At 71.6% G+C, this 24,451-nt stretch carries 26 protein-coding genes and 1 pseudogene; 10 read left to right on the top strand and 17 right to left on the bottom strand.

Annotated features, from left to right (window positions below):
- Positions 1 to 169 precede the first annotated feature (169 nt).
- From ACWGH4_RS09845 to ACWGH4_RS09835, 3 genes are all read right to left on the bottom strand, one after another.
- A complete protein-coding gene (locus ACWGH4_RS09845) occupies positions 170 to 1,015 on the bottom strand; it encodes a spermidine synthase (RefSeq protein WP_453457961.1) in 846 nt (281 codons plus the stop codon).
- Positions 1,016 to 1,047: 32 nt separating this feature from the next.
- Positions 1,048 to 2,217: an elongation factor Tu gene (gene tuf / locus ACWGH4_RS09840; RefSeq protein ID WP_453457959.1), complete on the bottom strand. Its 1,170-nt coding sequence runs from the start codon at positions 2,215 to 2,217 to the stop codon at positions 1,048 to 1,050.
- 343 nt (positions 2,218 to 2,560) lie between these two features.
- Positions 2,561 to 3,259: a DNA alkylation repair protein gene (locus ACWGH4_RS09835; RefSeq protein ID WP_453457956.1), complete on the bottom strand. Its 699-nt coding sequence runs from the start codon at positions 3,257 to 3,259 to the stop codon at positions 2,561 to 2,563.
- A gap of 49 nt (positions 3,260 to 3,308) precedes the next feature.
- On the opposite strand from ACWGH4_RS09835, the pseudogene ACWGH4_RS09830 reads away from it, so the two are divergent.
- The 6 genes and pseudogenes from ACWGH4_RS09830 to lnt form a co-directional block, all read left to right on the top strand.
- Positions 3,309 to 4,004, top strand: a pseudogene (locus ACWGH4_RS09830) (TVP38/TMEM64 family protein); the annotation flags it as partial.
- 400 nt (positions 4,005 to 4,404) lie between these two features.
- Positions 4,405 to 5,280, top strand: a complete 876-nt coding sequence (locus tag ACWGH4_RS09825) for an undecaprenyl-diphosphate phosphatase (RefSeq protein ID WP_441265974.1) — start codon at positions 4,405 to 4,407, stop codon at positions 5,278 to 5,280.
- A 54-nt stretch (positions 5,281 to 5,334) separates the two neighbouring features.
- Positions 5,335 to 5,514: a hypothetical protein gene (locus ACWGH4_RS09820; protein ID WP_005320253.1), complete on the top strand. Its 180-nt coding sequence runs from the start codon at positions 5,335 to 5,337 to the stop codon at positions 5,512 to 5,514.
- Positions 5,515 to 5,614: 100 nt separating this feature from the next.
- Positions 5,615 to 6,778: a methyltransferase gene (locus ACWGH4_RS09815; RefSeq protein WP_453457952.1), complete on the top strand. Its 1,164-nt coding sequence runs from the start codon at positions 5,615 to 5,617 to the stop codon at positions 6,776 to 6,778.
- Between the two features lie 306 nt (positions 6,779 to 7,084).
- Positions 7,085 to 7,543, top strand: coding sequence for a nuclear transport factor 2 family protein (locus ACWGH4_RS09810; protein ID WP_453457950.1), 459 nt, complete (start codon positions 7,085 to 7,087; stop codon positions 7,541 to 7,543).
- Positions 7,544 to 7,761: 218 nt separating this feature from the next.
- Positions 7,762 to 9,396, top strand: a complete 1,635-nt coding sequence (gene lnt / locus ACWGH4_RS09805; RefSeq protein ID WP_453457947.1) for an apolipoprotein N-acyltransferase — start codon at positions 7,762 to 7,764, stop codon at positions 9,394 to 9,396.
- On the opposite strand, the gene ACWGH4_RS09800 is transcribed toward lnt, so the two are convergent.
- Together ACWGH4_RS09800 and ACWGH4_RS09795 are read right to left on the bottom strand one after the other, a co-directional pair.
- Entirely contained in the window at positions 9,320 to 10,225 is a 906-nt protein-coding gene (locus ACWGH4_RS09800) for a Gfo/Idh/MocA family protein (protein WP_453457944.1), read from the bottom strand. The genes lnt and ACWGH4_RS09800 overlap by 77 nt on opposite strands.
- Before the next feature lie 28 nt (positions 10,226 to 10,253).
- Complete coding sequence (locus ACWGH4_RS09795) at positions 10,254 to 11,504, bottom strand: FAD-dependent monooxygenase (RefSeq protein ID WP_453457941.1); 1,251 nt, start codon at positions 11,502 to 11,504, stop codon at positions 10,254 to 10,256.
- An 83-nt stretch (positions 11,505 to 11,587) separates the two neighbouring features.
- Between ACWGH4_RS09795 and ACWGH4_RS09790 the strand changes: the two genes are divergently transcribed.
- Both ACWGH4_RS09790 and ACWGH4_RS09785 read left to right on the top strand, forming a co-directional pair.
- Positions 11,588 to 12,202, top strand: a complete 615-nt coding sequence (locus tag ACWGH4_RS09790) for a TetR/AcrR family transcriptional regulator (protein ID WP_453457938.1) — start codon at positions 11,588 to 11,590, stop codon at positions 12,200 to 12,202.
- A 31-nt stretch (positions 12,203 to 12,233) separates the two neighbouring features.
- On the top strand, positions 12,234 to 12,755 hold the full coding sequence (locus ACWGH4_RS09785) for a DinB family protein (protein ID WP_453457935.1): 522 nt from the start codon (positions 12,234 to 12,236) through the stop codon (positions 12,753 to 12,755).
- Between the two features lie 22 nt (positions 12,756 to 12,777).
- Here the strand turns inward: ACWGH4_RS09785 and ACWGH4_RS09780 are convergent, their stop codons facing one another.
- The 10 genes from ACWGH4_RS09780 to ACWGH4_RS09735 form a co-directional block, all read right to left on the bottom strand.
- Positions 12,778 to 13,248 carry a hypothetical protein gene (locus ACWGH4_RS09780; protein ID WP_453457933.1) on the bottom strand — a complete coding sequence of 157 codons (471 nt, stop codon included), beginning with the start codon at positions 13,246 to 13,248 and terminating at the stop codon, positions 12,778 to 12,780.
- A 118-nt stretch (positions 13,249 to 13,366) separates the two neighbouring features.
- Complete coding sequence (locus ACWGH4_RS09775) at positions 13,367 to 14,050, bottom strand: uracil-DNA glycosylase (RefSeq protein WP_441265983.1); 684 nt, start codon at positions 14,048 to 14,050, stop codon at positions 13,367 to 13,369.
- 79 nt (positions 14,051 to 14,129) lie between these two features.
- Positions 14,130 to 15,704, bottom strand: a complete 1,575-nt coding sequence (locus ACWGH4_RS09770; RefSeq protein WP_453457930.1) for an ABC transporter substrate-binding protein — start codon at positions 15,702 to 15,704, stop codon at positions 14,130 to 14,132.
- Positions 15,705 to 15,831: 127 nt separating this feature from the next.
- Positions 15,832 to 16,611: an SDR family oxidoreductase gene (locus tag ACWGH4_RS09765; protein WP_441265985.1), complete on the bottom strand. Its 780-nt coding sequence runs from the start codon at positions 16,609 to 16,611 to the stop codon at positions 15,832 to 15,834.
- A 17-nt stretch (positions 16,612 to 16,628) separates the two neighbouring features.
- Positions 16,629 to 17,390 (bottom strand): 3-oxoacyl-ACP reductase FabG, encoded by a 762-nt coding sequence (gene fabG, locus ACWGH4_RS09760; RefSeq protein WP_189470121.1) that lies wholly within the window; start codon positions 17,388 to 17,390, stop codon positions 16,629 to 16,631.
- 169 nt (positions 17,391 to 17,559) lie between these two features.
- Positions 17,560 to 17,943: a DUF3037 domain-containing protein gene (locus tag ACWGH4_RS09755; RefSeq protein ID WP_453457926.1), complete on the bottom strand. Its 384-nt coding sequence runs from the start codon at positions 17,941 to 17,943 to the stop codon at positions 17,560 to 17,562.
- The gene (locus ACWGH4_RS09750; RefSeq protein ID WP_441265987.1) at positions 17,940 to 18,806 is read right to left on the bottom strand and encodes a HipA family kinase; all 867 of its coding nucleotides are present in this window, start codon (positions 18,804 to 18,806) and stop codon (positions 17,940 to 17,942) included. The genes ACWGH4_RS09755 and ACWGH4_RS09750 overlap by 4 nt, the downstream gene beginning before the upstream one ends.
- A 176-nt stretch (positions 18,807 to 18,982) precedes the next feature.
- Positions 18,983 to 19,447 carry an ArsI/CadI family heavy metal resistance metalloenzyme gene (locus ACWGH4_RS09745; RefSeq protein WP_453457923.1) on the bottom strand — a complete coding sequence of 155 codons (465 nt, stop codon included), beginning with the start codon at positions 19,445 to 19,447 and terminating at the stop codon, positions 18,983 to 18,985.
- Between the two features lie 33 nt (positions 19,448 to 19,480).
- On the bottom strand, positions 19,481 to 20,842 hold the full coding sequence (locus tag ACWGH4_RS09740; RefSeq protein ID WP_453457920.1) for an FAD-dependent oxidoreductase: 1,362 nt from the start codon (positions 20,840 to 20,842) through the stop codon (positions 19,481 to 19,483).
- A gap of 42 nt (positions 20,843 to 20,884) precedes the next feature.
- Entirely contained in the window at positions 20,885 to 21,052 is a 168-nt protein-coding gene (locus ACWGH4_RS09735) for a hypothetical protein (protein WP_453457917.1), read from the bottom strand.
- A 74-nt stretch (positions 21,053 to 21,126) separates the two neighbouring features.
- Here ACWGH4_RS09735 and ACWGH4_RS09730 point away from each other — a divergent pair, with 74 nt between their 5' ends.
- The gene (locus ACWGH4_RS09730; protein ID WP_453457914.1) at positions 21,127 to 21,492 is read left to right on the top strand and encodes an ArsR/SmtB family transcription factor; all 366 of its coding nucleotides are present in this window, start codon (positions 21,127 to 21,129) and stop codon (positions 21,490 to 21,492) included.
- Between the two features lie 237 nt (positions 21,493 to 21,729).
- Here ACWGH4_RS09730 and ACWGH4_RS09725 read toward each other — a convergent pair whose 3' ends face one another.
- Positions 21,730 to 22,188 (bottom strand): nuclear transport factor 2 family protein, encoded by a 459-nt coding sequence (locus tag ACWGH4_RS09725; protein ID WP_453457911.1) that lies wholly within the window; start codon positions 22,186 to 22,188, stop codon positions 21,730 to 21,732.
- 137 nt (positions 22,189 to 22,325) lie between these two features.
- Entirely contained in the window at positions 22,326 to 23,294 is a 969-nt protein-coding gene (gene ku, locus ACWGH4_RS09720; RefSeq protein ID WP_453457908.1) for a non-homologous end joining protein Ku, read from the bottom strand.
- Between the two features lie 314 nt (positions 23,295 to 23,608).
- On the opposite strand from ku, the gene ACWGH4_RS09715 reads away from it, so the two are divergent.
- A complete protein-coding gene (locus ACWGH4_RS09715; RefSeq protein WP_453457904.1) occupies positions 23,609 to 24,427 on the top strand; it encodes a hypothetical protein in 819 nt (272 codons plus the stop codon).
- Positions 24,428 to 24,451 lie beyond the last annotated feature (24 nt).

Below are 24,451 nucleotides of genomic sequence, written 5' to 3'. Positions count from 1 at the left end.
GGTCCGGGGGCAGCGCCCCCGAAACACCGCGCGGAGCGCGGTGGCGGGCCCGGACGGAGCCCGGTTTCGGGAAGTGGGGGCACCTCCCACGGCCGCCAGGCCGTAGGGGGAGGGCAGGGGCACAGGCCCCGCGCAGCGGCACGTCACCACACCGTGAAGCAGCGGCACGTCACCCCACCGTGAACGCTCCGTCCGGCGGCTCCGGCGAGCGTACCGCCGTGGTGTCGTCCACCGGCCCCGCGTCCCCCCGCAGCCGCGCGAGCGCCGCCCCCTGCTCGACCCGCGCCGGGAACGCGTCGGACGCCGTCCGCCGTGCCAGCGGCGCCGTGTCGATCGGCGACTGCGAGGCGAGCAGCACCGCGTTGCCGAAGCGGCGTCCACGCAGTACGGACGGTTCCGCGATCAGGGCGAGCTCGGTGAAGACCTCAGCGAAGGTGGCCAGTTGGGAGCGGAGGAAGGTGAACGGCGCACCGTCGGCGAGGTTGGCGGCGTAGACACCGCCCGGCCGGAGCACCCGTTCCGCGGCCCTCGCGTACTCGACCGTGGTCAGGTGCGCCGGGACCCGGGAGCCGCCGAAGACGTCCGCCACCACCATGTCCATGGAGTCCGCCGCCGCCCCCTCGACCCACTTCCGCGCGTCGTCCCGGTGGACGGTGACGCCGGACCCCTCGGGCAGCGGCAGGTGCTCGGCGACCAGGGCGACGAGCCCGGCGTCGTATTCGACCACGTCCTGACGGGAGCCGGGCCGTGTCGCGGCGATGTAGCGCGGCAGGGTGAGGGCACCGCCGCCGAGGTGCAGTACGGAGATGGGTGTGCCCTCGTCGGCCAGGCAGTCGACGACGTGGCCGAGCCGGCGCAGGTACTCGAACTCGAGGTGCGTGGGATCGTCCAGGTCGACGTACGACTGCGGGGCGCCGTCGACGGTCAGCAGCCAGGCCCGCTCATGGTCCACGTCGGGCATCAGCTTGGCGGTACCGCCGTCGACGGCGCGCAGGACGGGGATCGGCTCGTTCACCGGGCCATTGTCCCCGTCCTGCCACCCCCGTCTCACAGCACGGTCGTCACCGTGCCCGCGCCGACCGTGCGGCCGCCCTCGCGGATGGCGAAGCCGAGCCCCGGCTCGAGCGGGACGTCCCGGCCGAGCTCGACGGTCAGCGCGACCGTCTCGCCGGGCCGTGCCACGCCCGCCGCGCCGAGGTCGATGTCGCCGACGACGTCCGCGGTGCGGATGTAGAACTGCGGCCGGTAGCCGGTGGAGACGGGCGTGGTCCGTCCGCCCTCCCGGGCCGACAGCACGTACACCTGCGCGGTGAAACGCCGGCTCGGTACGACGCTTCCGGGCGCGGCGACGACGTGACCGCGCCGGACCCGGTCGCGGTGGAGGCCGCGCAGCAGCAGTGCCACGTTGTCCCCCGCCTCCGCCGACTCCATCGGCTTGCCGAAGGTCTCCAGTCCTGTCACCACGCTCTCGGTGTCCGCGCCGAGCACCTGCACGCGGTCGCCGACCCGTACGGTGCCCCGCTCGACGGCCCCGGTGACGACGGTCCCGCGCCCCGTGATGGTGAGCACGTTCTCCACGGGCAGCAGGAAGGGCGCGTCGGTGTACCTGACGGGCATCGGCACGTAGGTGTCGACGGCGTCGAGCAGTGCCTCCACGGCGGCCGTCCAGCGCGGGACGCCCTCGAGCGCCCGCAGCCCGGAGAGGCGCACGACCGGCGCCGCGTCGCCGCCGTACCCGTGTGCGGTCAGCAGTTCCCGGACCTCCAGCTCGACGAGGTCGGTCAGCTCGTCGTCGCCCGCGTCGGCCTTGTTGATGGCGACGACGATGTGGTCGACGCCCACCTGGCGGGCGAGCAGGACGTGCTCCGCGGTCTGCGGCATGACGCCGTCGAGCGCCGAGACGACGAGGATCGCCCCGTCCAGCTGGGCGGCGCCGGTGACCATGTTCTTGACGTAGTCGGCATGGCCCGGCATGTCCACGTGGGCGTAGTGGCGGGTGTCGGTCTCGTACTCGACGTGCGCGATGTTGATGGTGATGCCCCGCGCGGCCTCCTCGGGCGCCCGGTCGATCCTGTCGAAGGGCACGAACGTGCCGCTCCCCCGCTCGCTGAGTACTTTCGTGATGGCGGCGGTCAGGGTGGTCTTGCCGTGGTCGACGTGGCCCATGGTGCCGATGTTGAGGTGCGGCTTGGTCCGCACGTATGCCGTCTTGGGCATGGCGCGATGGTTCCTTCCCGGAACTCGAAGTGTGGGACCCCTGGGCCTGGCCGACCCTCCCCCTGCGGGGTCCGCCGGACGATCCGGGAAGGGTCAGCTTCGGGCGCCGTCGAGGGGCGCTGCGGCAGCATCGGCTGCGGGGAGAACGGCAGCCTTCGGCGCGTCCGCGAATGCGGACCGCGCTGCGAGGAAGGCGTACCGGAACATGGGTGAATGATCGCCCGGTGCGGGTGCGGCCGTCGAACGGTTTTCCCGGCACGGCCGTTCACGCCGAAGCGGCCCGGCGGGAGGACCCGGCCGGGCGCCCGCCACAAGCAGTGCGATCAGCCGGCAGCGGCGCCCGTCAGAGGTGCTTGAGCGCCTCGCGGACGGACAGCGGCGACAGGCGGTCGCGGGCGCCGTCGACGAACTGCCGTACGGCGTCGGGGTCGGTCCTGGCGTACTCGCGCAGTGCCCAGCCGATCGCCTTGCGGACGAAGAAGTCCGGGTGACCGGCCCGGCGGAGGCAGTGGTCGAACAGCCTGGCGCTGTCCGTCGCGGCCCGGAAGCGCAGTTGGTGCAGGAGTGCCGTGCGCACCACCCACATGTCCTCGTCGTCGATCCATTCGTCCATCACTTCACCGAGCACCGGATCGGCTGCCACCAGGGGTCCGACGACATGGGCGGCGAGCGTGTCGACGGTGTCCCACCAGGGCACGGTGGTGACGAGCCGGCGTGCCACGGGCAGGAAGCCGGAGGAGCAGCGGCCGACGTGAAGGCGGAGATAGTCGGCGGCGAAGTAGTGGTACTCCCGCTCGGGCAGTTCCCAGCAGCGCAGCGCCACGGCCGTGCAGTCGGCCTCGTCGGGCCGGGGCGTGCCGGCGAGGGCCGTGCGGGACAGCTTTCTCCGTTCGGGCGTGGGGATCCCGAGGAACGGGGCGACGCCCTTCATGTACGCGGCGGCCTTGACGGCGCGGTCGGCGTCCCCCGCGGCCGGGTACACGACGACGAGGCGGGCCATGACGGTGTCGGCGAGATCGCTTCGCGGTACGACGTGCGTCATACGGCACACAATAAGGCGATCACGGGCGGCTGTCGGTTAGTCTCCCCGGATGCTCGACCCCGTCCCCAGGCCGGCATCCGGTCTCGCCTTCCGCTGCTCCAGGGCCCTGTTCTCGCCCTGGTCGCGGCTGTCCCTTCTCGCGGTGGTGCTGGCTTCCGCGGCGGTGACGGTCCTGCTCTACGAGCCGCAGCGGCTGCTCTCGGCGGGCTGGCCGCCGCAGTTGGGCGGGCCGGCTGCCGTGGTGCTGTTCGGCGTCGGGTACGGGGTGTGCACGGCGGCGTTCGTGCCGCGGCCCATCCTCAATCTGGCGGCGGGGGCGCTGTTCGGCTCGCAGGCCGGGCTCGCGGCGGCGCTCGCCGGCACGGTGCTGGGCGCCGGAATCGCCTTCACGCTGGGCCGGTTGCTCGGTCAGGAAGCGCTCCGGCCGCTGCTGCGTGGCCGCTGGCTGAAGGCCGCCGACGGTCAGCTCAGCCGGCACGGTTTCCGTTCGATGCTGGCGATCCGGCTGTTCCCGGGTGTGCCGTTCGCCGCCGCCAACTACTGCGCGGCCGTGTCCCGCATGGGCTATGTGCCCTTTCTCCTCGCGACCGGTCTGGGCTCGATCCCCAACACGGCGGCGTACGTCGTCGCCGGCAGCCGGGCGGATTCACCCACGTCGCCGGCCTTCCTGATCGCGATGGGCTTCATCGTGGTGACGGGCCTGGCCGCGGCAGCGGTCGCCTGGACCAAGCGCCACCGCCTGCGCGGCACCGAAAGCCGGGGCACCGACGGCACCGAAGGCCGCACCGCCGAATCCCGAGTCGCCGACACTGCCGAAGCACACGGTGCCGAAGGCCCCGGCACCGACAGCCGCGTCGCCGAAGGCACCGGACGCATCAGCGGCGCAGGAGTCCCCGGCCGCTGACACACCCGCGCCGGGACGCCGCCCGCCGACCGGCCGTCGGCGTGTTCGGACCCGCGCGTGACCGGCGCGGGCGGGTACGTCTCCCGACTCCGCGGCGGGGGCTGCGGCAAGCGCTTCATTTTGGGGCGCTACGCTGCCACCCGGCGCCGGCCCGATGACGTACGTGAGTCGTATCTCACGGGTCATGTGCCTTCGCGCGCGCCTGACAGACCGTGATCAGCTCTTGGGTGGCGTAGCTTTCATGTCTTGGTTCGAATCATTCATCCTCGGGCTCGTCCAGGGGCTGACGGAGTTTCTTCCCATCTCCTCCAGCGCGCATCTCCGGCTCACCGCCGCGTTCGCGGGCTGGCACGACCCGGGGGCCGCGTTCACCGCGATCACCCAGATCGGCACGGAGACGGCCGTCCTCATCTACTTCCGCAAGGACATCGCGAGGATCGTGTCCGCGTGGTTCCGCTCGCTCACCGACAAGGCGATGCGCAGCGACCACGACGCGCAGATGGGCTGGCTCGTGATCGTCGGCTCCATCCCGATCGGTGTGCTCGGCGTCACGCTCAAGGACCAGATCGAGGGCCCGTTCCGTGATCTGCGGCTCATCGCCACGACCCTGATCGTGATGGGCATCGTCCTCGGCTTCGCGGACCGGCTCGCCGCCCGCGACGAGGCCGGCGGCCGGCACCGGGTGGTCAAGGAGCGCAAGACGCTGAAGGACCTGAGCGTCCGCGACGGTCTGATCTACGGCGTCTGCCAGGCGATGGCGCTGATCCCGGGCGTCTCCCGCTCCGGCGCCACGATCAGCGGCGGTCTGCTGATGGGCTACACCCGTGAGGCGGCGGCCCGTTACTCGTTCCTGCTGGCGATCCCCGCCGTACTCGCCTCGGGACTGTTCGAGTTGAAGGACGCGGGCGAGGGCGGCCATGTGTCCTGGGGGCCGACGATCTTCGCGACGATCATCGCCTTCGGTGTGGGCTACGCGGTGATCGCCTGGTTCATGAAATTCATCACTACGAAGAGCTTCATGCCGTTCGTGATCTACCGGATTCTGCTCGGAATCCTGCTGTACATCCTGGTGGGGACGGATGTGCTCAGCCCGCACGCGGGTGAGTCGGCGGGCTGAGCGAGCAGTTCGCGGGGAAGACGGACGCCGGGCGAAGGCCGTAACCTGGCAAACATGTCCGCCTTTCCCCGCGAGTCCGAATCCGAAACCTTGTTGTCCGCATCCGAGCTGAACGCACGGATCCGAGAGCTGTGGGCCGACGGCGCACTCCCCGAGGACCGGCGTCCGGAGTACGAGGCACTGGTGGTGGAGTGGGCCGCTGCGGCACGCGAGGACGTACAGCGCGCCGCGTAGCGCACAGCGGGCGGCAGCCGCGCCCCGTGAGGCCGCGGCCCGCCCACGCCGCCCGTGACCGGGCAGCCGCCCTCCCCCGCTCGGCTAGCCTGAGTGCACGATGAACCGTCTGACCACCCCATGGGGCGCGTACGAGCTCGCCCGCTTCCCCGAGGACCCGCGCGACACGCTCCGCGCCTGGGACGCTGCCGACGAGTACCTGCTGCGCCATCTGCACGGCATCGACGACGCGGCGCCGACGGACCTGTCCGGCACGGTGGCCGTCGTCGGCGACCGGTGGGGCGCCCTGGTCACCTCCCTCGCCGCCCACGGGACGGGCGAGACCGTCCAGATCACCGATTCGTTCCTCGGCCAGGAGGCGACCCGCGGCAATCTGCGCCGAGCCGGCGTCGAGCCGGGCGCGGTGAGGCTGCTCACCGCGCGGGACGAACCGCCGGCGCACATCGACGTGCTCCTGATCCGCGTGCCGAAGAGCCTCGCGCTGCTCGAGGACCAGCTGCACCGGCTGGCGCCGTCCGTGGACGCGGACACCGTCGTCGTCGGCACGGGCATGGTCACGGAGATCCACACGTCCACGCTGAAGCTGTTCGAGCGCATCCTCGGGCCGACAAGGACGTCACTCGCGGCGAAGAAGGCCCGGCTGATCTTCTGCACCCCCGACCCGGCCCTCCCCCGGCTCCCGAGCCCGTGGCCGCTGCGGTACGCCCTGCCGTCCGACACGGGCGTCCTCGCGGGCCGCACCGTCACCAACCACGCGGGCATCTTCTGCGCGGAACGCCTCGACATCGGCACCCGCTTCTTCCTGCGCCACCTGCCGCGGGGCCGCGGCCCGGCGCGGATCGTGGACCTGGGCTGCGGCAACGGCGTGGTCGGCACGGCGGCCGCGCTGGCCGAGCCCGGCGCCGAGGTGACGTTCGTCGACGAGTCGTACTCCGCCGTGGCCTCGGCGGAGGCCACCTTCCACGACAATGTGCCGTCCGGCACAGCGGAGTTCCTCGTCGGCGACGGGCTGTCCGCCCTCCCGGACGCGTCGGTGGACCTCGTGCTGAACAACCCGCCGTTCCACTCGCACCGCGCGACGACCGACACGGCGGCCCGGCGGATGTTCGCCGACGCGCGCCGCGCGCTGCGTCCCGGCGGTGAGCTCTGGGTCGTCGGCAACCGGCATCTCGGTTATCACGTGCGGCTGCGGCGGCTGTTCGGCAACTGCGAAGTGGTCGCCGGCGACCCCAAGTTCGTCGTGCTCAAGGCCGTACGGAGCTGATCCTCGGCGGGCCGCTACGGCCTCGGCCTCCTGCCAACGGCTGTACGGGACACGGGAGATCTCGCCAACACCGCCGAGCGTGCCCCACACGCCCCACCGAGCCGGGTCGGTGGCGCGGGCCCGGTCGGCTCCGGGTGTCCCTCCGCCGTGGCCTCCCCGCCGACCGCTTGCATGCACGACCTGCCGAAGACGGCGGTCGGGTCGCAGCGTGCTGCGGGAATAAAGTGTGGCCGGTTGCCGACGCCGTGCGGGTGACGGGTGCGCACGGCTCTTGGCCTGGCAGGCCGCTTGGCCGACACTGAGCCGATGACACAGCGCGTGGATCTCGCGACCGTGATGGACAGGCTTGCCGTCGACGATGTCGTCACCGACTACGCGGTGGCCGTCGACGACGGCGACTGGGACGCCTACCGTGCGCTGTTCACCGGCGACGGCCGGGCCGACTACCGCGGCTCCGGCGGTATCGAGGGGCCGGCGGCCGAGGTCGCCGAGTGGCTGGCGCGTGCGATGCGGCTCTTTCCCGTCCGCCAGCACCTCATCGTGAACCGGCGGGTGACTTTCCAGGACCTGGACGGGTATCCGGGTGACCGGGCCGAGGTGCGCGCCGACTACCTCAATCCGATGCGGACCGAATCGGGTGACGAGTTCGTGTCGGGCGGACGCTACGGATTCGTTCTGATCCGCGAGGAGGCCGGCTGGCGGCTGCGGTCCGTGGTGATCGAGGAGAGGTGGCGACGCGGCGGCGGGAAGCCCGGCGAGGCCTGACGCGGTACGGAGGTGGCGCCCGGCGACACCGGGCGCCGGAGGGCGGGACCCGGCGACGCCTGACACGACGGAGTCGCGCTGTCGGCAGAGAGACGAGCCACGGCGCGTCGTCGGTGGCGCATGGGGCGGGTGAGGCGCACTGTTCGCCGACGCCGATCTTCGCGCACACTGGTGGTGAACGGCTCGTGGCCCCTCGAGGCCGGACGAGGAGGCGCTGCATGCGGATTCCGGTCGGCAGGCGGGACAGGACGCGGCACGACGGGTGGCACGAGCACTTTCTCCGTTCGCGGGGATCGCGGGGCGCCGTCGCGTTCGTGACCGGTGCACTGCCCGCGCTCGCCTTTCCGGAACCGTCGCTCTGGTGGTTCGCCTTTCTCGCGTTGGTCCCGTGGATGCTGCTGCTGCGCACCGCGCCCACCGCCCGCCGTGCGGCGTTCGAGGGCTGGCTCGGCGGTGCCGGTTTCATGATGGCCATGCATCACTGGCTGCTGCCGAGCCTCCATGTCTTCCTGCTGGTGCTGGCGGCGCTGCTGGGGCTGTTGTGTGCGCCGTGGGGGATGCTCGTGCGGGTCATGCTCGGCGGGACGCCTTCGACGGCCCGTGCGGCGGTGGCCGTCGGCGCCGTCCCCGCGGGCTGGCTCATGATCGAACTGGTTCGCTCCTGGGAGGGGCTCGGCGGCCCGTGGGGGCTGCTGGGCGCGAGTCAGTGGGAGGTGCCGCCGGCCCTGCGGCTCGCCTCGGTCGGCGGTGTCTGGCTGGTGAGCCTGCTGGTGGTGGCCGTCAACACGGTGGTAGTGCTGCTCGTGGCGGTCAGGAGCGCCCGTAGGGCCGCTGTGGTGGCGGTCGTCCTCTGCGCGACCGGTGTGACCCTGGTGTGGGCGTGGGCGCCGCAGCCGCGTGAATCGGGCCGGGTGAGGATCGCGGTGGTCCAGCCGGGCGTCGTCGGCGGCATGCTCAGCGCGGAGCGGCGTTTCGACCGCGGCGAGGAGCTGACGCGCGAGCTGAAGGGCCGCGATCCCGATCTGGTGGTCTGGGGCGAGAGCAGCGTCGGCGCGGACCTGCGGGCGCGGCCCGATCTGGCCGAGCGCCTGGCCGCCCTGTCGGGCGAGGTCGGCGCACCGGTGCTGGTCAATGTGGACGCGCGGAGCGAGGACGCCTCGGGTGCGCCGGGGATCTACAAGAGTTCGGTGCTCGTCGGCCCCGACGGCCCGACCGGGGACCGGTACGACAAGATGCGGCTCGTTCCGTTCGGTGAGTACATCCCGGCCCGGTCGGTGCTCGGCTGGGCCACGTCGGTGGGCCGGGCGGCGGGCGAGGACCGGCTGCGGGGGCGTGCCCCGGTGGTCATGACGCTGCCGGACGACGGCACACGGGCGCCCGGTCCGCGGCTCGGGCCGCTGGTCTGCTTCGAGTCGGCGTTCCCCGACATGAGCAGGCGGCTGACACGGGACGGCGCACAGGTGTTGGTGGCCCAGTCGGCGACCTCGTCGTTCCAGGAGAGCTGGGCCCCCGAGCAGCACGCGTCGCTGGCGGCGCTGCGCGCGGCGGAAAGCGGGCGGCCGATGGTGCACGCCACGCTCACCGGCGTGAGCGCGGTGTACGCGGCGGGCGGCGACCGGGTGGGAGCGCCGCTCTCGACGGAGAGCGCCACGGCGGCGGTCTACGAGGTGCCCTTGGTGTCCGGGAGCACGCTCTACGTCCGGTTCGGCGACTGGCCGGTGTACGCGTCGGTGGTGCTGCTGGCCGTGCTGGCCGCCGTCGGCGGTGTGCGTGCCCTCAGGCGGCCTGCTCGAGGGCCAGGCGGACCACTCGCTCGCACAGCTCGTGAGTCCTCAGCGCGTCCTGTGCGCTGAGGACCTTCCCCGCGCGTACGGAGTCGAGGAAGGAGTGCACGACCTGCTCGATGCCGCGCTGGCGGGCCACCGGCACCCAGTCGCCCCGCCGCCGGACGCTGGGCTGGCCCTTGTGGTCGACGATCTCGGCGAGGTTGCGGACCTCGCGCTTGGAGTCCTGGCCCGAGACCTCGAGGATCTCCTCCGTGGAGCCGCTCATCCGGTTCATGATGCCGATGGCGGTGAATCCGTCCCCCGACAGCTGGAGGACGACGTGGTGCATCAGGCCGTTGACGATCCGTGCGCGTACGTCGGTGTGCTCGACGGTTCCCGGGAGGAGGAAGCGCAGGGTGTCGACGACGTGGATGAAGTCGTCGAGGACGAGGGTGCGCGGGTCCTCCGGGAGGCCGACGCGGTTCTTCTGCATCAGGATCAGTTCGCGCGGGTGCTCCAGGCACTGTGCGTAGCCGGGGGCGAACCTGCGGTTGAAGCCGACGGCGAGGCTGGTGCCGCGTTCCTCCGCCAGCGCCACCAGCCGCTCGGAGTCGGCCAGTTCGTAGGCGAGTGGCTTGTCGACGTAGGTCGCCACGCCCGCTTCGAGGAGCCGGGTGACGATCTCGGCGTGGGCGGAGGTCGACGCGTGGACGAAGGCCGCGTCCGGTCCCTGTGCGAGGAGGGAGTCCAGGTCGGTGTGGCACCGCTCGGCGGGGATGTGGTGGGTCTCCGCCGTCCGGGCAAGGGTGGCCGGCGTGCGGGTCTGCAGGTGCAGTTCCACCCCGGGCAGGGTGGTGAGCACCGGCAGGTACGCCTTCCGCGCGATGTCGCCGAGCCCGATGCAGCCGACCTTCACGGGGTTCCCCCTCACATGCCCGGCCGGCTCACCGCCGTGCCGGTTGTTCTTCGTGCGCGCCTGGCTCTCCGTGCGCGTCCTGTGCTCCGGCAGCATACGTGCGCCGTGGGGGCTGCCAGTCGGCGATGCCGTCGAAGGTCCGCAGCACCAGGCCGGGGCCGAGACGGGAGACGGTGGACATGAGGGCGTCGCGGACGGCGACGGCGGGTGCGCCGCGCAGCGACATCAGCCGGGCGACCTGGGCCGACTTCCGGACGATCGCCGTGGTGCGGGGCTGCCGCTCGGCGCTGTAGGCGGCGAGTCCGGCGCCGAGGTCGAGGCCGGTGGCCGTGTGGTGGGCGAGGACGATCCCGTCCTCGATGGCCTGGTTGCCGCCCTGGCCGAGCGTCGGCGCCATGGCGTGCGCGGCGTCGCCGAGGAGCACGGTGCGGCCGCGGTGGAAGGCGGGCAGCGGCCGGATCATGTGGTGGACGTCGTTGCGGAGCACGCTCTCGGGTGCGGCGGCGGCGATGACGCCGGGGACGGGGTCGTGCCAGTCGCCGAACCGGCGCAGCAACTCGGCCTTTTCGCCGTCGGGCGCCTTGCCTCCCTGCGGGGCGACGGCGGCCGCGTAGGCGTAGATCCGGCCGTCCTTGAGGGGCTGGGTGCCCCACAGGGAGCCGGGGCCCCAGGTCTCGTGCGGCGCGAAGGGCTGCTCCGGCGCGGGTACGACCACGCGCCAGGTCGTCATCCCTGAGTACGCGGGCCCGGCGTGGTCGGGGAATAGGGCGCCGCGCACGGCGGAGTGGATGCCGTCGGCGCCGATGACGAGGTCCGCCTCGATGTCGCCGTCGGGTGTGGTCACCCGGGCCGGGCGGCCGCCGGCGGTCCCCGTGTCGGCCAGTTCGCCGGGGCAGCCGGTGCGGACGGTGCCCTCGGGCAGCCTGCGGGCGATCCGGTCGATCAGGGTGGCGCGATGGACGAGCACGAGGGGTCCGCCGAACCGTTCCGCGGCGGCGGCGCTGTCGGTGCGGGACAGCCAGCGGCCGGCGGGGGTCCGCATGCCGCCGGGGCCCTGCCAGGCGGCCAGGCCACGGATCTCGTCGCCGAGTCCGATGACGTCCAGTGCGCGCTGGGAGTTGGGGGCGAGTCCGATGCCCGCGCCGACGGGCTCGAGGGACGCTGCCCTTTCCAGGACCGTGACCTGCCAGCCGTGCTGCCGCAGGGCGACGGCCGCGGTGAGGCCGCCGATCCCACTGCCGATGACGACTGCGTGAGCGGCTTTACGCGGTACGGGCATGGCTGCTCCTCCACTCGGTTACTACACCTGTAGTGCCACGCCCCACGCTACTACATCTGTAGTTCCGGCGGTAGATTGACCGCATGGCCGCACGCACCGCCCCGCCCGGCGCCCCACGGGCAGAACTCATCGCCGACACCGCTCTCGCACTCCTCGCCGAGCGCGGGATGCGCGGGCTCACCCACCGCGCCGTGGACGAGGCGGCGGGGCTGCCGCAGGGCTCGACCTCCAACCACGCCCGCACCCGCCAGGCGCTGCTCGAGGCGGCGGTACGCCGGCTGGCGGACCGCGAGGCGGCCGTCCTCACCGTGGCGGAGATGCCGCCCGCGCTCGGCGGCAGGGCCGACCTGCTGGACGCCATGGCGCTCGCCCTGCACCGCTATCTCACCGGCCACCCCGAACTGCTCGTCGCCCGCTACGAACTGGCCCTGGAGGCCACCCGGCGCCCTGAACTGCGCCAGTTCTACGACCGGACGGGCAGCCGCTTCCGCGCCCCGCTCAACGCGCTGATGGCCGAGGCGGGTTCTCCCGAGCCGGAGCGCCACGCCCTGTCCCTCGTCGCATGGTGCGAGGGGCTGATGTTCGCCTGCGCCGTCGGCTCGTACCACGCGGCGGTCCCGAGCCTGGAAGAACTGCGCAAGGGTTTCCAGGAGTTGTTGCGCGGCCTGCTCGGCACGCAAGCCGGACCGAGCGAATAACTCCTGGCCGCGCGGCCGGAGGTGACGCAGGATGATCGCCATGACCACAGACACACGTACCGAGCCGTCCACCACCGCCGGCGAACGCGCCATGCTGGAAGGCTTCTTGGACTACCACCGCGAGACCCTGATCATGAAGTGCGCCGGTCTGGACGACGCACAGCTGCGGACGGCCTCGCTGGCGCCTTCGGAGCTCACCCTGCTGGGGCTCGTGCGCCACCTCGCCGAGGTCGAGCGCTACTGGTTCCGCGAGATCATGGACGACGAGGACCTTCCCGACCTGTACTCCACGGAGGAGGACCGGGACGGGGACTTCCATGTCACCGAACAGGACACCTGGGCCGAGGCGCACACGACCTGGCTCACCCAGGTCGCCGACGCCCGCAAGGTCACCGCGGCGCATGAACTCGACGACCTGTCGGTGTCCCGCAGCCGCGGCGGCGAGGCGTTCAGCCTGCGCTGGATCCTCACTCACATGATCGAGGAGTACGCGCGCCACAACGGCCACGCCGACCTGTTGCGCGAGCACATCGACGGCGCCACGGGCGAGTGACCGGGCGAGGGCGGCAACCGGCTCAGCCGGCCCCCAGGGTGCGCTCCAGGCGGTCGATGGCGGCCCGCACCCCGCGGCCGTAACCGTCGTCCGCCAAGGCGTCCGTGGACGCGCGTGCCCGCTCCAGATGGGCGCGCGCCTCCTCGGGGCGGTGCAGCTTGACGTAGTCCGCCGCCAGGTTCAGATGGAGCGAGGGGTACAGGGCCCGGACCGCGAGTGTCTGGTGCCGGGCGAGCCGTTCGTCGCTCAGCCCGTCGGCCGCCGACAGGGCGCGCAGATCCCAGGCGAGTTCGTCCGCCGGGTCGTCCTGGACGTCCGCCATGCAGTGGGCGAGGGTGCAGCGGTGCAGGGCGTCCCCCTCCTCGCCGATCTCCGACCACAGCAGCGCGAAACGATTACGCGCCTCCTCGCGGTCGCCCCCGTGCAACAGCATCATCGCCTGCCCGATCCGGGTCATGACGATGTCCTGCGACGCCTCCTGCTGCTCCATCACTGTGGGCCTCCTCGTCCGCGGCGAAGTGCTGCTTGAGGACACCGACGCTAACCGCCGCCGGGGCCGATGCCGCACAGGCTCGGGCTGCGGCCCGAGCCTGTCAGCCGGGTGCGCCGATTCAGCCGATGTCGGGAATGCGCCAGTCGATGGGGTCGTGGCCCTGCGCCGCGACCGCCTCGTTGATCTGGGTGAATGGACGGGAGCCGAAGAACTTCTTCGCGGACAGCGGTGAGGGATGCGCCCCCTTCACCACGGCATGCCGCTCCTCGTCGATGAGCGGCAGCTTCTTCTGCGCGTAGTTGCCCCACAGGACGAAGACGGCCGGGTCCGGCCGGGAGGCCACCGCACGGATCACCGCGTCGGTCACCTTCTCCCAGCCTTTGCCCTTGTGGGAATTGGCCTCGCCGGCCCGGACGGTCAGCACCGCGTTGAGCAGCAGCACGCCCTGGCGTGCCCACGGCATCAGATAGCCGTTGTCCGGGACCGGATGACCGAGCTCGCTCTGCATCTCCTTGTAGATGTTGCGCAGGGACGGCGGGGTCTTGACGCCCGGCCGCACGGAGAAGCAGAGACCGTGCCCCTGGCCCTCGCCGTGGTACGGGTCCTGACCGAGGATGAGCACCTTCACCCGCTCGTACGGCGTGGCCTCCAGCGCGGCGAACACCTCCGCACTCGGCGGATACACCGGCCCGTTGGCCCGCTCCTTCTCGACGAACTCGGTGAGCTCCCTGAAGTACGGCTTCTGCAGCTCTTCGCCGAGGACGCCGCGCCAGGACTCGGGCAGCATGTCGGTGTCGGTCACGTCAACAACCTCCGTCGATGGGCCGGTTCCGAGATCCCGGAACCGGGATCTCAGAACCTACCCGGGGGCACTGACAGCGCTACCAGCTGGCCTTGCGGTACAGCTCCCACACCTGCATGACGGTCTGCGGGTCGAGGGCACGCTCGCCGCCGCCGATCTCCTCGCTGGCCGCCACGTACAGTTTGCCCTGCCACAGCGGCAGCAGGCGAACGTCGTCGACGAGGATCTCCTGCGCCTTCTCGAACTGCTTGGTGACCGCTCCGCGGTCGCTCTCACGCCGGGACTGCACGAGCTGCTCGGAGATCTCCGGTGCGTCGTACGGGGTGCCGAGGACGTTGTTCGGGCCGACGAACGGCGCGATGAAGTTGTCCGGGTCCGGGAAGTCCGGGAACCAGCCACGGCCGAAGACGGGGTACTGGCCCGCCTGGTAGCCCTTCTGGAACTCGTCCCACGGCTTGCCCTGGATCGTGATCTTGAACAGGCCGGTGGCTTCGAGCTGCCGCTTGATCTCGGCGAACTCGGGGGCCGTCGCGGAGCCGTACCGGTCGGTGGTGTACCAGAAGCTCAGCGGAACGGGCTCGCTGATGCCCGCGTCCTCGAGGATCTCCTCCGCCTTCTTGACGTCCGGCTCGCCGTACCGGTCGAAGAACTCGGTGGTGTGCCCGGCGATGCCCTTGGGGACCATCGAGTACAGCGGCTCGGCGGTTCCCTTGTAGACCTTCTCCACGAGCGCGCCGCGGTCGATGATCTGCGCGATCGCGCGGCGCACGGCCAGCTTGCCGGCGTTGGGGTCGGCCGGGTTGAAGACGAGGTAGCGGATGTCGGCGCCGACCGTCTCGACCAGCTGGAGGTGATCGTTCTCCGGCTTCTTCTCCTGGAGTTCGACGACCTGCTCCGCGGTCAGACCACGGTTGATCGCGTCGATCTCCTGCTTCTTCAGGGCCGTCATCATGAGGGCGGAGTCCTGGAAGTAGCGGATCGTCACCGCGTCGTTCTTGACCTTCGCGAAGCCCTTGTACTTGGCGAAACGGGTCAGCTCCGCCCGGTCGCCCTTCTCGTACGAGGCCAGGGCGTACGGACCGGAGCCGGTGAGCTTGCCGTCCTCACGGAGCTTGTCGGCCGGGTACTCGGAGGGCGGCACGATCGACATGGCCGGGGTGGCGAGGATGAACGGGAACGTGGCGTCGGCGGTCTTGAGACGGAAGGTCACGGTGCGGTCACCGGTCGTCTCCACCTTGTCGAGCGACCCCAGCAGACCCTTCGGACCACCCTGCACGGCGATGGTCCGGATGCGGTCGATGGAGTGCTTGACGGCGGCGGCGTCGAGCTTGTCGCCGTTGGTGAAGGTGAGGCCCTCCTTGAGTTCGCACTCGAAGACCTTGTTGCCGGTGTCGGCGAAGCGGCACTCGCCCGCGTCGGACTGCGGCACGGTGCTCCCCGTCGGGAAGCTCACGAGGGTCTGGAAGACGTTCCGGTACAACTCCCACGAACCGTCCCATGCGGCAGCCGGGTCGAGAGTGCTCGGCTCGCTGGTCGTACCGACGGAGATCTTCTGTTCACGGTCGGCGTCCTCGTCCGAGAACAGGCCGCACCCCGCCAGCAGAGATATGGACGCTAGGGCTGCAGCGGCCTGCAGACAGGTCCGGTAGAACACGTGCACGCTCCTCGTTCAGCCATGGGTCGGCGAACCATACCGCAGCGCCCCGCCGGGTCAACCTGGAGGCCCGGCGGGGCACTTGGATCATTCAGGAACAAACCGCCTCAGGGCGGTCCGCTCGGCGTCAGTGGACGCCCGCGTTGAGGAAGATACCGCCGTCCACGACGAGCGTCTGCCCCGTGATCCAGTCCGACTGCTCGGAGGTCAGGAACGCGGCCGCGCCGCCGATGTCCGCCGGCACGCCGAGCCGCCCCAGGGGGTACGCGGCGGCCGCCTCGGCCTCCCGGCCCTCGTAGAGCGCCTCCGCGAACTTGGTCTTGATCACCGCGGGCGCGATGGCGTTGACGCGTACGGACGGCGCGAGCTCGTGCGCCAGCTGGAGCGTCAGGTTGACCATGGCCGCCTTGCTCATGCCGTACGCGCCGATGAAGGGCGACGCGGAGACACCGGCGACGGAGGCGATGTTCACGATCGCACCGCCGTTCTCCTTCTGCCACGCCTTCCACGTCTGCTGCGCGAAGCCGAGGGCGGAGATCACGTTGGTCTCGTAGACCTTGCGCGCCACGCCCAGGTCGAGCTCGGCGATCGGGCCGAAGACCGGGTTCGTGCCGGCGTTGTTGACCAGGAAGTCGACGCGGCCGAAGGCCTCCATGGTGCGCTCGACCGCCGCCGCCTGGTGGGCCTCGTCGTGGGCCTTGCCCGCCACCGCGATGACCCGGTCGGCGCCGAGCCGCTCCACGGCCTCCTTCAGGGCCTCCTCGCCGCGCCCGGTGATGCACACCCGGTCGCCGCGGGCGACGAGCGCCTCGGCGATGCCGTACCCGATGCCCCGGCTCGCGCCGGTGACCAGCGCGACCTTGCCGCTGTCCGCGGCCTGCCCCGCCCCTGCCGTCTGTGCTGCCATGTCGTTCGAACCCCGATTCAGTTGAGCGGGCCGCCGGCCACGTACATGACCTGGCCGGAGACGAATCCGGCGTCTTCACCGGCGAAGAAGGCGATCGCATTCGCGACGTCCTCGGGCCGGCCGACGCGCTGGACGGGGATCTGGGTGGCGGCGGCGGCCTGGAACTCCTCGAAGCCCATACCCACGCGGGCCGCCGTCTGCGCCGTCATCTCGGTGACGATGAAGCCCGGGGCGACGGCGTTGGCCGTGATGCCGAACTTGCCCAGCTCCTTGGCCAGGGTCTTGGTGAAGCCCTGGAGGCCGGCCTTGACCGCCGCGTAGTTGGCCTGGCCGCGGTTGCCGAGCGCCGAGGACGAGGACAGGGAGACGATCCGGCCGAAGCCGGCGTCGACCATGTGCTTCTGGCAGGCCTTGGCCATCAGGAACGCGCCCTTGAGGTGCACGTTGACGACGGTGTCCCAGTCGGACTCGCTCATCTTGAAGAGCAGGTTGTCGCGGAGCACACCGGCGTTGTTCACCAGGATCGTCGGCGCGCCGAGCTCGGCCGCGACGCGCGCCACGGCGGCCTCCACCTGCGCGGCGTCCGAGACGTCGCAGCCCACCGCGAGCGCCTTGCCGCCGGCTGCGGTGATCTTCTCGACCGTGTCCTTGCAGGCCGCCTCGTCGAGGTCGAGTACGGCTACGGCCCGGCCGTCGGCCGCGAGCCGGACGGCGGTGGCGGCGCCGATGCCGCGCGCGCCCCCGGTAACGACAGCCACACGCTGCTCGGTGGTGGACATTCTGGTTCTCCTCGCCCTTGAAGCCCGTCAATCCCTGTGCCGGCGACTCGCGGTCCTTGACTGAGCAACCGCTTAGTACCTTCGGCAGACAGGACGCTAGAAGCCCTGGCACGCGGTGTCAACGGCACCAGGGGTCCACGGCGCATGTCACATCGATCAGCCGCGGCCGTCAGCGCACCAGCAGGTCGAGCAGCCGCTCCACCTCGGCCGCCGGATCGGCGGTGAGCCCGGTGTGCACCGGGCCCGGCTGGACGACGGTGGACCGGGGCGCGATCAGCCACCGGAAGCGCCGTCCCGCGTCGTCAGGGGCGGCCTGTCCCGCGTCCTCGCCGCCCCGGCAGACGCCCTCCACGGCGTGGAGCGCCGCCCGTACGCCGTTCACGTCGGCCTCCGGGTCGAGCGCCCGCAGCTTGCCCTCGTCCAGGTGGGTGCGGGCGGCCACGAAGGTCCTGGCGCGGCAGTAGACCACCACGCCGGCGTTGAAGCACTCCCCGCGCTCGACCCGCGGGACCACGCGCAGCAGCGCGTACTCGAAAACATCGCGGTCGTTCACCGGCGTGCGTCCTTCTCGTCCGTCTGCGCGTGCTTCTTCGTGGCGTGCGGCCACGGCGTGGCGTGTTCGGTCAGCCAGCCGGGCGCCTGGGACGGCCGCGGCTTCGTCGGGGCGTTCAGCGTGATCCGCTCGTGGATCGTCGCGGCACGCGGCAGCAGGGCCTCGACGTAGGAACGGCGCAGCGCGTCGGTGGAGTCGAAGCCCGGCTCGTCGACCAGCCACTCGTCGGGCACGTCCGCCGCGACCTCGGTGAGCAGTTCCTCCGTGACCAGCGGCGCGAGCTCGGCGGCGGCGGCCTCGACGTCCGGGCCGAAGGGGGCGAGGGCGTGGTCGGAGGCGTCGTACGGCTTGGCGGCGGAGGCGGCCGCGCCGGGCCAGTTGTGGTGCCAGATCATGGTGGCGCCGTGGTCGATGAGCCAGAGGTCCCCGTGCCACACCAGCATGTTGGGGTTGCGCCAGGACCGGTCCACGTTGTTGATCAGGGCGTCGAACCAGACCACCTTCCCGGCCTCGGCCGCCGCGACCTCGTAGGCGAGCGGGTCGAACCCGAGCGACCCCGGCAGGAAGTCCATGCCGAGGTTGAGCCCGCCGCTGGCCTTGAGCAGCTCCTGCACCTCCTGGTCCGGCTCCGAGAGACCGATGACCGGATCGAGCTGGATGGTGACGAGGTCGGGCACCCGCAGCCCGAGCCGCCGCCCGAGCTCCCCGCAGATGACCTCGGCGACGAGGGTCTTGCGCCCCTGCCCGGCGCCGGTGAACTTCATGACGTACGTGCCGAGATCGTCGGCCTCGACGATCCCGGGAAGCGAGCCGCCCTCGCGCAGGGGCGTGACGTAACGGGTCGCGGTGACCTCTGTAAGCATTTTCCCAGGCTATCCGGTGGCTGTACTTCAGGATCAACGGCGTGGCCGGAACCGTCACTTCCGCACGTCTGTGGACGGCCGACGCCACGGCCCAAGACGGGCGCGAAGACAGCGCGAGGCCGCGACCGGTCCCCGGTTCCGGTCGCGGCCTCACTGGTGTGAAGGGCGGTGCAGGGTCAGCAGCAGCCGCCGGCGGTGACCGGTTCGCGTGCATCGGTCACGGCGGTGGCCTCGCCGGAGCAACATGTGCTGCCCCGCTGCTTGGTCAGGCTGTCGGCGTCGGCCTTGACGACGTATACCTCCCACGGTTCCTGGCCGGGGCCGTGGACCCAGACCTTGTCCTGGAGGGCGTAGCAGCAGCTGGTGTCGCTCTCCTCCGCCGTCGCGAGGCCTGCTTCGCTCAGGCGGGTGGTGGCGGCGTGGACGGCCTCGGTGCTTTCGACTTCCACGCCGAGGTGATCCATACGGGTCTCCTCCCCCTCCACGCCTTCGATGAGGACGAGCTTGAGCGGGGGTTCGGCGATGGCGAAGTTGGCGTATCCGTCACGGAGCTTGGCCGGCTCGGTGCCGAAGAGCTTGGTGTAGAAGGCGACGGATGCGGTCAGGTCGGGGACGCGCAGGGCGAGCTGTATGCGGGACATGACGGTCCTCCTGCTGAGGTGGGTGGTGGAGCGTCAGCAGCCGCCGGAGGTGACGGGGGCGCCGACGCCGATCTGGAGGGTGGCGGGGGCAGCGCAGCAGCCTCCGCCGTCTGCCGGCGCGGTCTCCGGCTCGTCGAACAGCCCGGCCCCGCCGCACACGCCCGTCTCGGGGAGGGTCAGCTCCACGCGCTCGGCGGCCTCCTGGTCGCCGGCCAGGGACGCGGCGACGGAGCGGACCTGCTCGTAGCCGGTCATGGCGAGGAAGGTGGGGGCGCGGCCGTAGGACTTCATGCCGACCAGGTAGACGTCCTTCTCCGGGTGGGAGAGCTCGTTCACGCCGTGGGGGTAGACCGTGCCGCAGGAGTGCTGGTTGGGGTCGATCAGCGGGGCCAGCGCCACGGGGGCCTGGAGGCGCTCGTCCAGGTCCAGTCGGAGCTCGTTCAGGAAGGTGAGGTCGGGGCGCAGGCCGGTGAGCACGATGATCTCGTCGACCGGGTCGAGGCGTCGGCCGTCGTCGCCGACGAGGACCAGGCGGCCGTCACCGTCGCGTTCGATCGCCTCGGTGCGGAAGCCGGTCACGGCGTCGGCGTGGCCCCGGTCGACGGCGGCCTTCGCGGCGAGGCCCAGGGCGCCGCGGGCGGGGAGCTGGTCAGCCTCGCCGCCGCCGAAGGTGGAGCCGGACAGACCGCGGCGCAGGATCCACACGCCGTGCGTGCCCGCACCGTCGTCCGCCCTCGCCAGGTCGGCCAGGCCCACGAGCGCGGTGAACGCGGAGGCGCCGGAGCCGATGACCGCCGTCCGCCTGCCCGCGTAACGGGCGCGTACGGCCGGATCCTTCAGGTCGGGGACGCGGTACGCGACACGGCCCGCCGCCGACTTCTCACCGAGCGCCGGGAGGCCGCTGCCGCCTGCCGGACCCGGAATGCTCCAGGTGCCGGAGGCATCGATCACGGCCCGGGCGGTCAGACGTTCCTCGCGGCCGTCGGCGTCCTCGACATGGACGACGAAGGGCCGGCTCTCGCGGTCGGCGTCGACGATCCGGTCACGGCCGGCGCGGGCGACACCGGTGACGGTGGCGCCCAGGCGCACCCGGTCGCCGAGGACGTCGGCGAGCGGCCGGAGGTACTGCTCGGCCCAGTCCCCGCCGGACGGGTACGTCGCCGGGTCGGGCCGCACCCAGCCGGTCGGGGCCAGCAGCTTCTCGGCGGCGGGGTCGACGACTTCGCCCCAGGTGGAGAACAAGCGCACGTGCGACCACTCACGCACCGCGGCCCCGGCGGCGTCGCCGGCTTCCAGGACGAGGGGCTCGAGGCCGCGCTCCAGCAGGTGCGCGGCGGCCGCAAGCCCGACAGGGCCGGCTCCGACGACGACGACGGGAAGCTGGTGGCTGCTCATGGTGGTGGGTCTCCTCGGTGCGAAAGGGCGGTCGGCGGGCTGTCAGCGGGCGTTGATGAGCGCGGTCAGCTGGGCGCGCGCCCGGATCCGCGCTGCTCGGCCCGCGCTGTCGCTGGCCTCGGCGCGACTGTCGCAGAAGCGGACGCCGGCCAGGTGGCGGGCGGTGCGGCGCGCCTTGGCGGCACGGAGCGCGGTGCGGAGCGAAGTCATGACAACCCCCTGTTTCGATGTCTGTCGATACATCGGAGCTTGCCACTCGTATCGACGAGTGTCAACATAGACGCATGTCGAAATCAGAAGTGGTGGAGTTGCCCGTCCTCGAAAGCGAGAGCGTGGTGCCGTGCTGCCCGCCGATCACCGCCGCGGAGCTGTCCCAGGCCGACGCGGAGAGGATGGCCGCCATGTTCAAGGCGCTGTCGGACCCCGTGCGCCTGCGCCTGTTCTCCAAGGTGGCCTCGCACCCGGGCGGTGAAGCGTGCGTGTGCGACATCGCCGATGTCGGCGTCTCACAGCCGACCGTCTCCCACCACCTCAAGAAACTGCGCGAGGCCGGCCTCCTGACCTGCGAACGGCGCGGCACCTGGGTCTACTACCAGGTCGCCCCCTCCGTGGTGGCAGCCATGTCCGCCCTGCTCGACCTGCGCACCTGACCCGGCCCGCACAGGCCGGCACCGGCTAGTACGGCTGGGCGGCCGGCAGCCCGTGAGGTACGCCTTGGATCCCTCACGCAGCCCGGCGTGACCGGGCCGGGACCCGCTTCGACGCCGCGTCCCGCGCGGGTCCTGGTGAAGCCGCCGGTCTCCGTCCTGGCGCGGCGCGCCCCCGGCCGCCTCAAGGCCTGAGGACCCCCAGCGATGGCCGAGGGCCGGGACCCGGCCGACCCGCGCTCACGGGGCGCAGGCCTCGGCGATCGACAGGCTGTTCTCGTACAGGTGGTGCCGGGTGATCCGGCCGTCCTCGACGGTGAGGTGCAGCGCGAACGGGCCCTCGAAGGACTTTCCCGTCGCACGTACGGTGCCCGACACCTGCCCCATCAGGACGGCGTCGGCGCCGTCGACGAGGAAGGTGTCGACGGAGGCGCGCGCGTCCTCGGGCACGGTGTACTCCATCAGCTCCGTGAACTGGGCGGCGCATTCCGCGGCGGTGGACCGCGGGCGGATCCAGGGGACGGCGGGGTTCTCGGCGAGCACCCAGTCGACCTTCTCGGCGAAGAGCGAGACGAGCCGCACGGTGTCCCCGGCCAGCCGCGCGGCAAGGAACTCCTCCACCACGGCCCGGGTGGCGTCGGCGACGGAACTGGCGGTGGCGGCGGCACTCGCCGTTGCGGCAGTGGACGTGACGGACATGGCGCTCTCCTCGTGGCTGCGGCCGGATCCCGGCGGGGGTTCCCGCCGATGTGCTCGATCCTGCCCAGGGAAGGGAGAGCGGTCGATTACGCCGGGGGTAATGAGCGTCCCCGCCGGAGAACCGGCTTCGGCGCAGGCTAGGAGGCGCGTGGCTTCCGCCGTTCGGTGGCCTTCTTCGCAGTGGCCTTCTTGGTGGTCTTGGCCGTGGTCCCGGCGGTGGTCTTCTTGGCCGCGGTCTTCTTCGCGGGCGACTTCTTGGCCGCCTTCTTGGCCGCCGCCTTCTTCTTCGGCTCCGGCATCTCGTGCACCGTGGCGTGCTCGCCCTCGCCACGGGACTCGCGTGCCCGGGTGACGGAGGCGGTGAGAGCGGCCATCAGGTCGACGACCTGGCCGCCCGGCTCCGCCGCCTCCGCGACGGGGGCGGGCTGCTTGCCTTCTGCCTTGGCGGCGATGAGCTCCTCGAGAGCCTCGCGGTAGTGGTCGGTGTAGTGGGAGATGTCCTCCTCCCCCATCGCGTCCATGAGCGCGATGGCCCCGTCGACCTCCGAATCGTCGATCTCCACGGCCGGCGGCGCCAGCGACTCCGGGGACCTGATCTCGTCCGGCCAGTGCATCGAGTGCAGGACCAGGGCCTCGTCCTTGACCCGCAACAGTCCGAGGCGCTCGCGGCCGCGGAGCGCGAACTTGGCCACCGCGACCTTCGAAGACCGCTGCAGTGCCTGCCGCAGCAGCTTGTACGGCTTGGCCGCGACCTGACCGTCGCCCTCCAGGTAGTACGAGTCGCCGATCCGTACCGGGTCGATCGACCCCGCCGGCACGAACGCCACGATCTCGATCGCCTTCGCCGTCGGCAGCGGAATCTCCGCCAGGTCCTCGTCCGTCACGGCGACCAGCTGGTCCTTCGAGACCTCGTAGCCCTTCACGATCTCGTTGTCGGACAGCTGCTTCCCGTCAAGCTCGCAGACCTTGCGGTAGCGCACCCGGCCCATGTCCTCCAGGTGGACCTGCCGGAAGGAGATGTTGTGGTTCTCCGTGGCGGGCACGACCTTGATCGGGATCGTGACCAGCCCGAAGCTGATGGCGCCGGACCAGATGGGACGGGGCATGAACAACCTCCAGTAAGGCCCCGAGCACTCTCACGCAGGCCTCGGATTTTGTGGCACAGTCTCAGCCGCGATGGCACATCAGGCACTTATGCCGCCATTGTGAGACTCCCCGTTCGGGGCTGCCACCTCTCCGGGTGCCGGCGGTTCCGGTCCGGCCCTACGAGGGACGAGCGCCGACACCTCGGCTGTACAGGGGGCCTGTGGGCCGTGGGGGTGCCGGATGGACGCCGCGGAGCCCACCCCGATTCCGCCGCACCCGGGCGGACGTGCCAAGGGGCTGACGAGCCCGGACCGTCCGCCTTACGATCATGCTCATGTCGATCACTCCGTCCTCGCTCCCCGTCCTCCAGGGCCGCGGCGGCGCCGTCCTCACCGCCGACCGGGACGCGCTCGTCCTGGACCGCCCGCGGGAGCAGGTCACCTTCGTCCCGGCAGCCGTCGCGCGGGTACGCGCCGAGGGCAGGACGGTGACGATCGAACTGCGGGCCCCTCGCGGGACCGCCCCGACCGTCTACCAGGTGGAGGACGTGAGCGAGGCAGCCGCCACCGTCTTCGCCGACGGAGTGAACGCGATGCTCCCGGACCGGGAGGACGACGAGACGGACGGCACCGCCCTGACCGTCGTCCGCGCACTCACTCCCACCTGGCACCAGAGGTTCGTGCGCCGGCTTCTGTGGGGCCTGCTCGGATTCTTCGTGGCGCTCGTCGCCTTCACCGTGGTCGCCGGTCTGGCAGGCACCGCGGCGTCGGTCATCTTCATGCTCCCGATCGGCGGTATCACCTGGGTGTGCCTCGGGGTCGGCGTGTACACCGTGCGGCGGTGGCTGCGCCGGCACGGCATCACCGTGACCGCCACCGCGGCGGCGACGCCGGGCGCGTACGTGTACATGGACGGCACCGGCACGTACCGGGGCTTCGTGCACGGCGACGACGGCCCGTACGTCACCGTCAGCTACGACCCGCGCGACCCTGCGGACGTGCTGGTCCCGCAGGCCCCGCACCTGCGCCTCCTGAACACGGTGCTCGGCTCGTTCCTGCTCCTCTGCTCGCTCGGCGGCGTGGCCCTGCTGGTCCTGGTGGTGGTGGACGCGCTCACCGGCGGCGAGCTCAGCCGCGGCGCGGACGGCGTCTAACCGTTTCGTGAAGCCGTGCGGGCC

This window comes from Streptomyces sp. NPDC054847, assembly GCF_053610925.1.
Note: the sequence above shows the minus strand (reverse complement) of the source record. Positions and strands in the feature narration are given on the sequence as shown.

Coding starts and splice junctions, on each gene's coding strand:
- ACWGH4_RS09820 (WP_005320253.1), top strand. CDS start 5,335: ATGTCCGCCTTTCCCCGCGAGTCCGAATCCGAAACCTTGTTGTCCGCA.
- ACWGH4_RS09745 (WP_453457923.1), bottom strand. CDS start 19,447: ATGTCCCGCATACAGCTCGCCCTGCGCGTCCCCGACCTGACCGCATCC.
- ACWGH4_RS09825 (WP_441265974.1), top strand. CDS start 4,405: ATGTCTTGGTTCGAATCATTCATCCTCGGGCTCGTCCAGGGGCTGACG.
- ku (WP_453457908.1), bottom strand. CDS start 23,294: ATGCCCCGTCCCATCTGGTCCGGCGCCATCAGCTTCGGGCTGGTCACG.
- ACWGH4_RS09740 (WP_453457920.1), bottom strand. CDS start 20,842: ATGAGCAGCCACCAGCTTCCCGTCGTCGTCGTCGGAGCCGGCCCTGTC.
- ACWGH4_RS09785 (WP_453457935.1), top strand. CDS start 12,234: ATGATCGCCATGACCACAGACACACGTACCGAGCCGTCCACCACCGCC.
- ACWGH4_RS09730 (WP_453457914.1), top strand. CDS start 21,127: ATGTCGAAATCAGAAGTGGTGGAGTTGCCCGTCCTCGAAAGCGAGAGC.
- ACWGH4_RS09735 (WP_453457917.1), bottom strand. CDS start 21,052: ATGACTTCGCTCCGCACCGCGCTCCGTGCCGCCAAGGCGCGCCGCACC.
- ACWGH4_RS09835 (WP_453457956.1), bottom strand. CDS start 3,259: ATGACGCACGTCGTACCGCGAAGCGATCTCGCCGACACCGTCATGGCC.
- ACWGH4_RS09790 (WP_453457938.1), top strand. CDS start 11,588: ATGGCCGCACGCACCGCCCCGCCCGGCGCCCCACGGGCAGAACTCATC.
- ACWGH4_RS09795 (WP_453457941.1), bottom strand. CDS start 11,504: ATGCCCGTACCGCGTAAAGCCGCTCACGCAGTCGTCATCGGCAGTGGG.
- ACWGH4_RS09725 (WP_453457911.1), bottom strand. CDS start 22,188: ATGTCCGTCACGTCCACTGCCGCAACGGCGAGTGCCGCCGCCACCGCC.
- ACWGH4_RS09715 (WP_453457904.1), top strand. CDS start 23,609: ATGTCGATCACTCCGTCCTCGCTCCCCGTCCTCCAGGGCCGCGGCGGC.
- ACWGH4_RS09765 (WP_441265985.1), bottom strand. CDS start 16,611: ATGGCAGCACAGACGGCAGGGGCGGGGCAGGCCGCGGACAGCGGCAAG.
- fabG (WP_189470121.1), bottom strand. CDS start 17,390: ATGTCCACCACCGAGCAGCGTGTGGCTGTCGTTACCGGGGGCGCGCGC.
- ACWGH4_RS09750 (WP_441265987.1), bottom strand. CDS start 18,806: ATGCTTACAGAGGTCACCGCGACCCGTTACGTCACGCCCCTGCGCGAG.
- ACWGH4_RS09815 (WP_453457952.1), top strand. CDS start 5,615: ATGAACCGTCTGACCACCCCATGGGGCGCGTACGAGCTCGCCCGCTTC.
- lnt (WP_453457947.1), top strand. CDS start 7,762: ATGCGGATTCCGGTCGGCAGGCGGGACAGGACGCGGCACGACGGGTGG.
- ACWGH4_RS09810 (WP_453457950.1), top strand. CDS start 7,085: ATGACACAGCGCGTGGATCTCGCGACCGTGATGGACAGGCTTGCCGTC.
- tuf (WP_453457959.1), bottom strand. CDS start 2,217: ATGCCCAAGACGGCATACGTGCGGACCAAGCCGCACCTCAACATCGGC.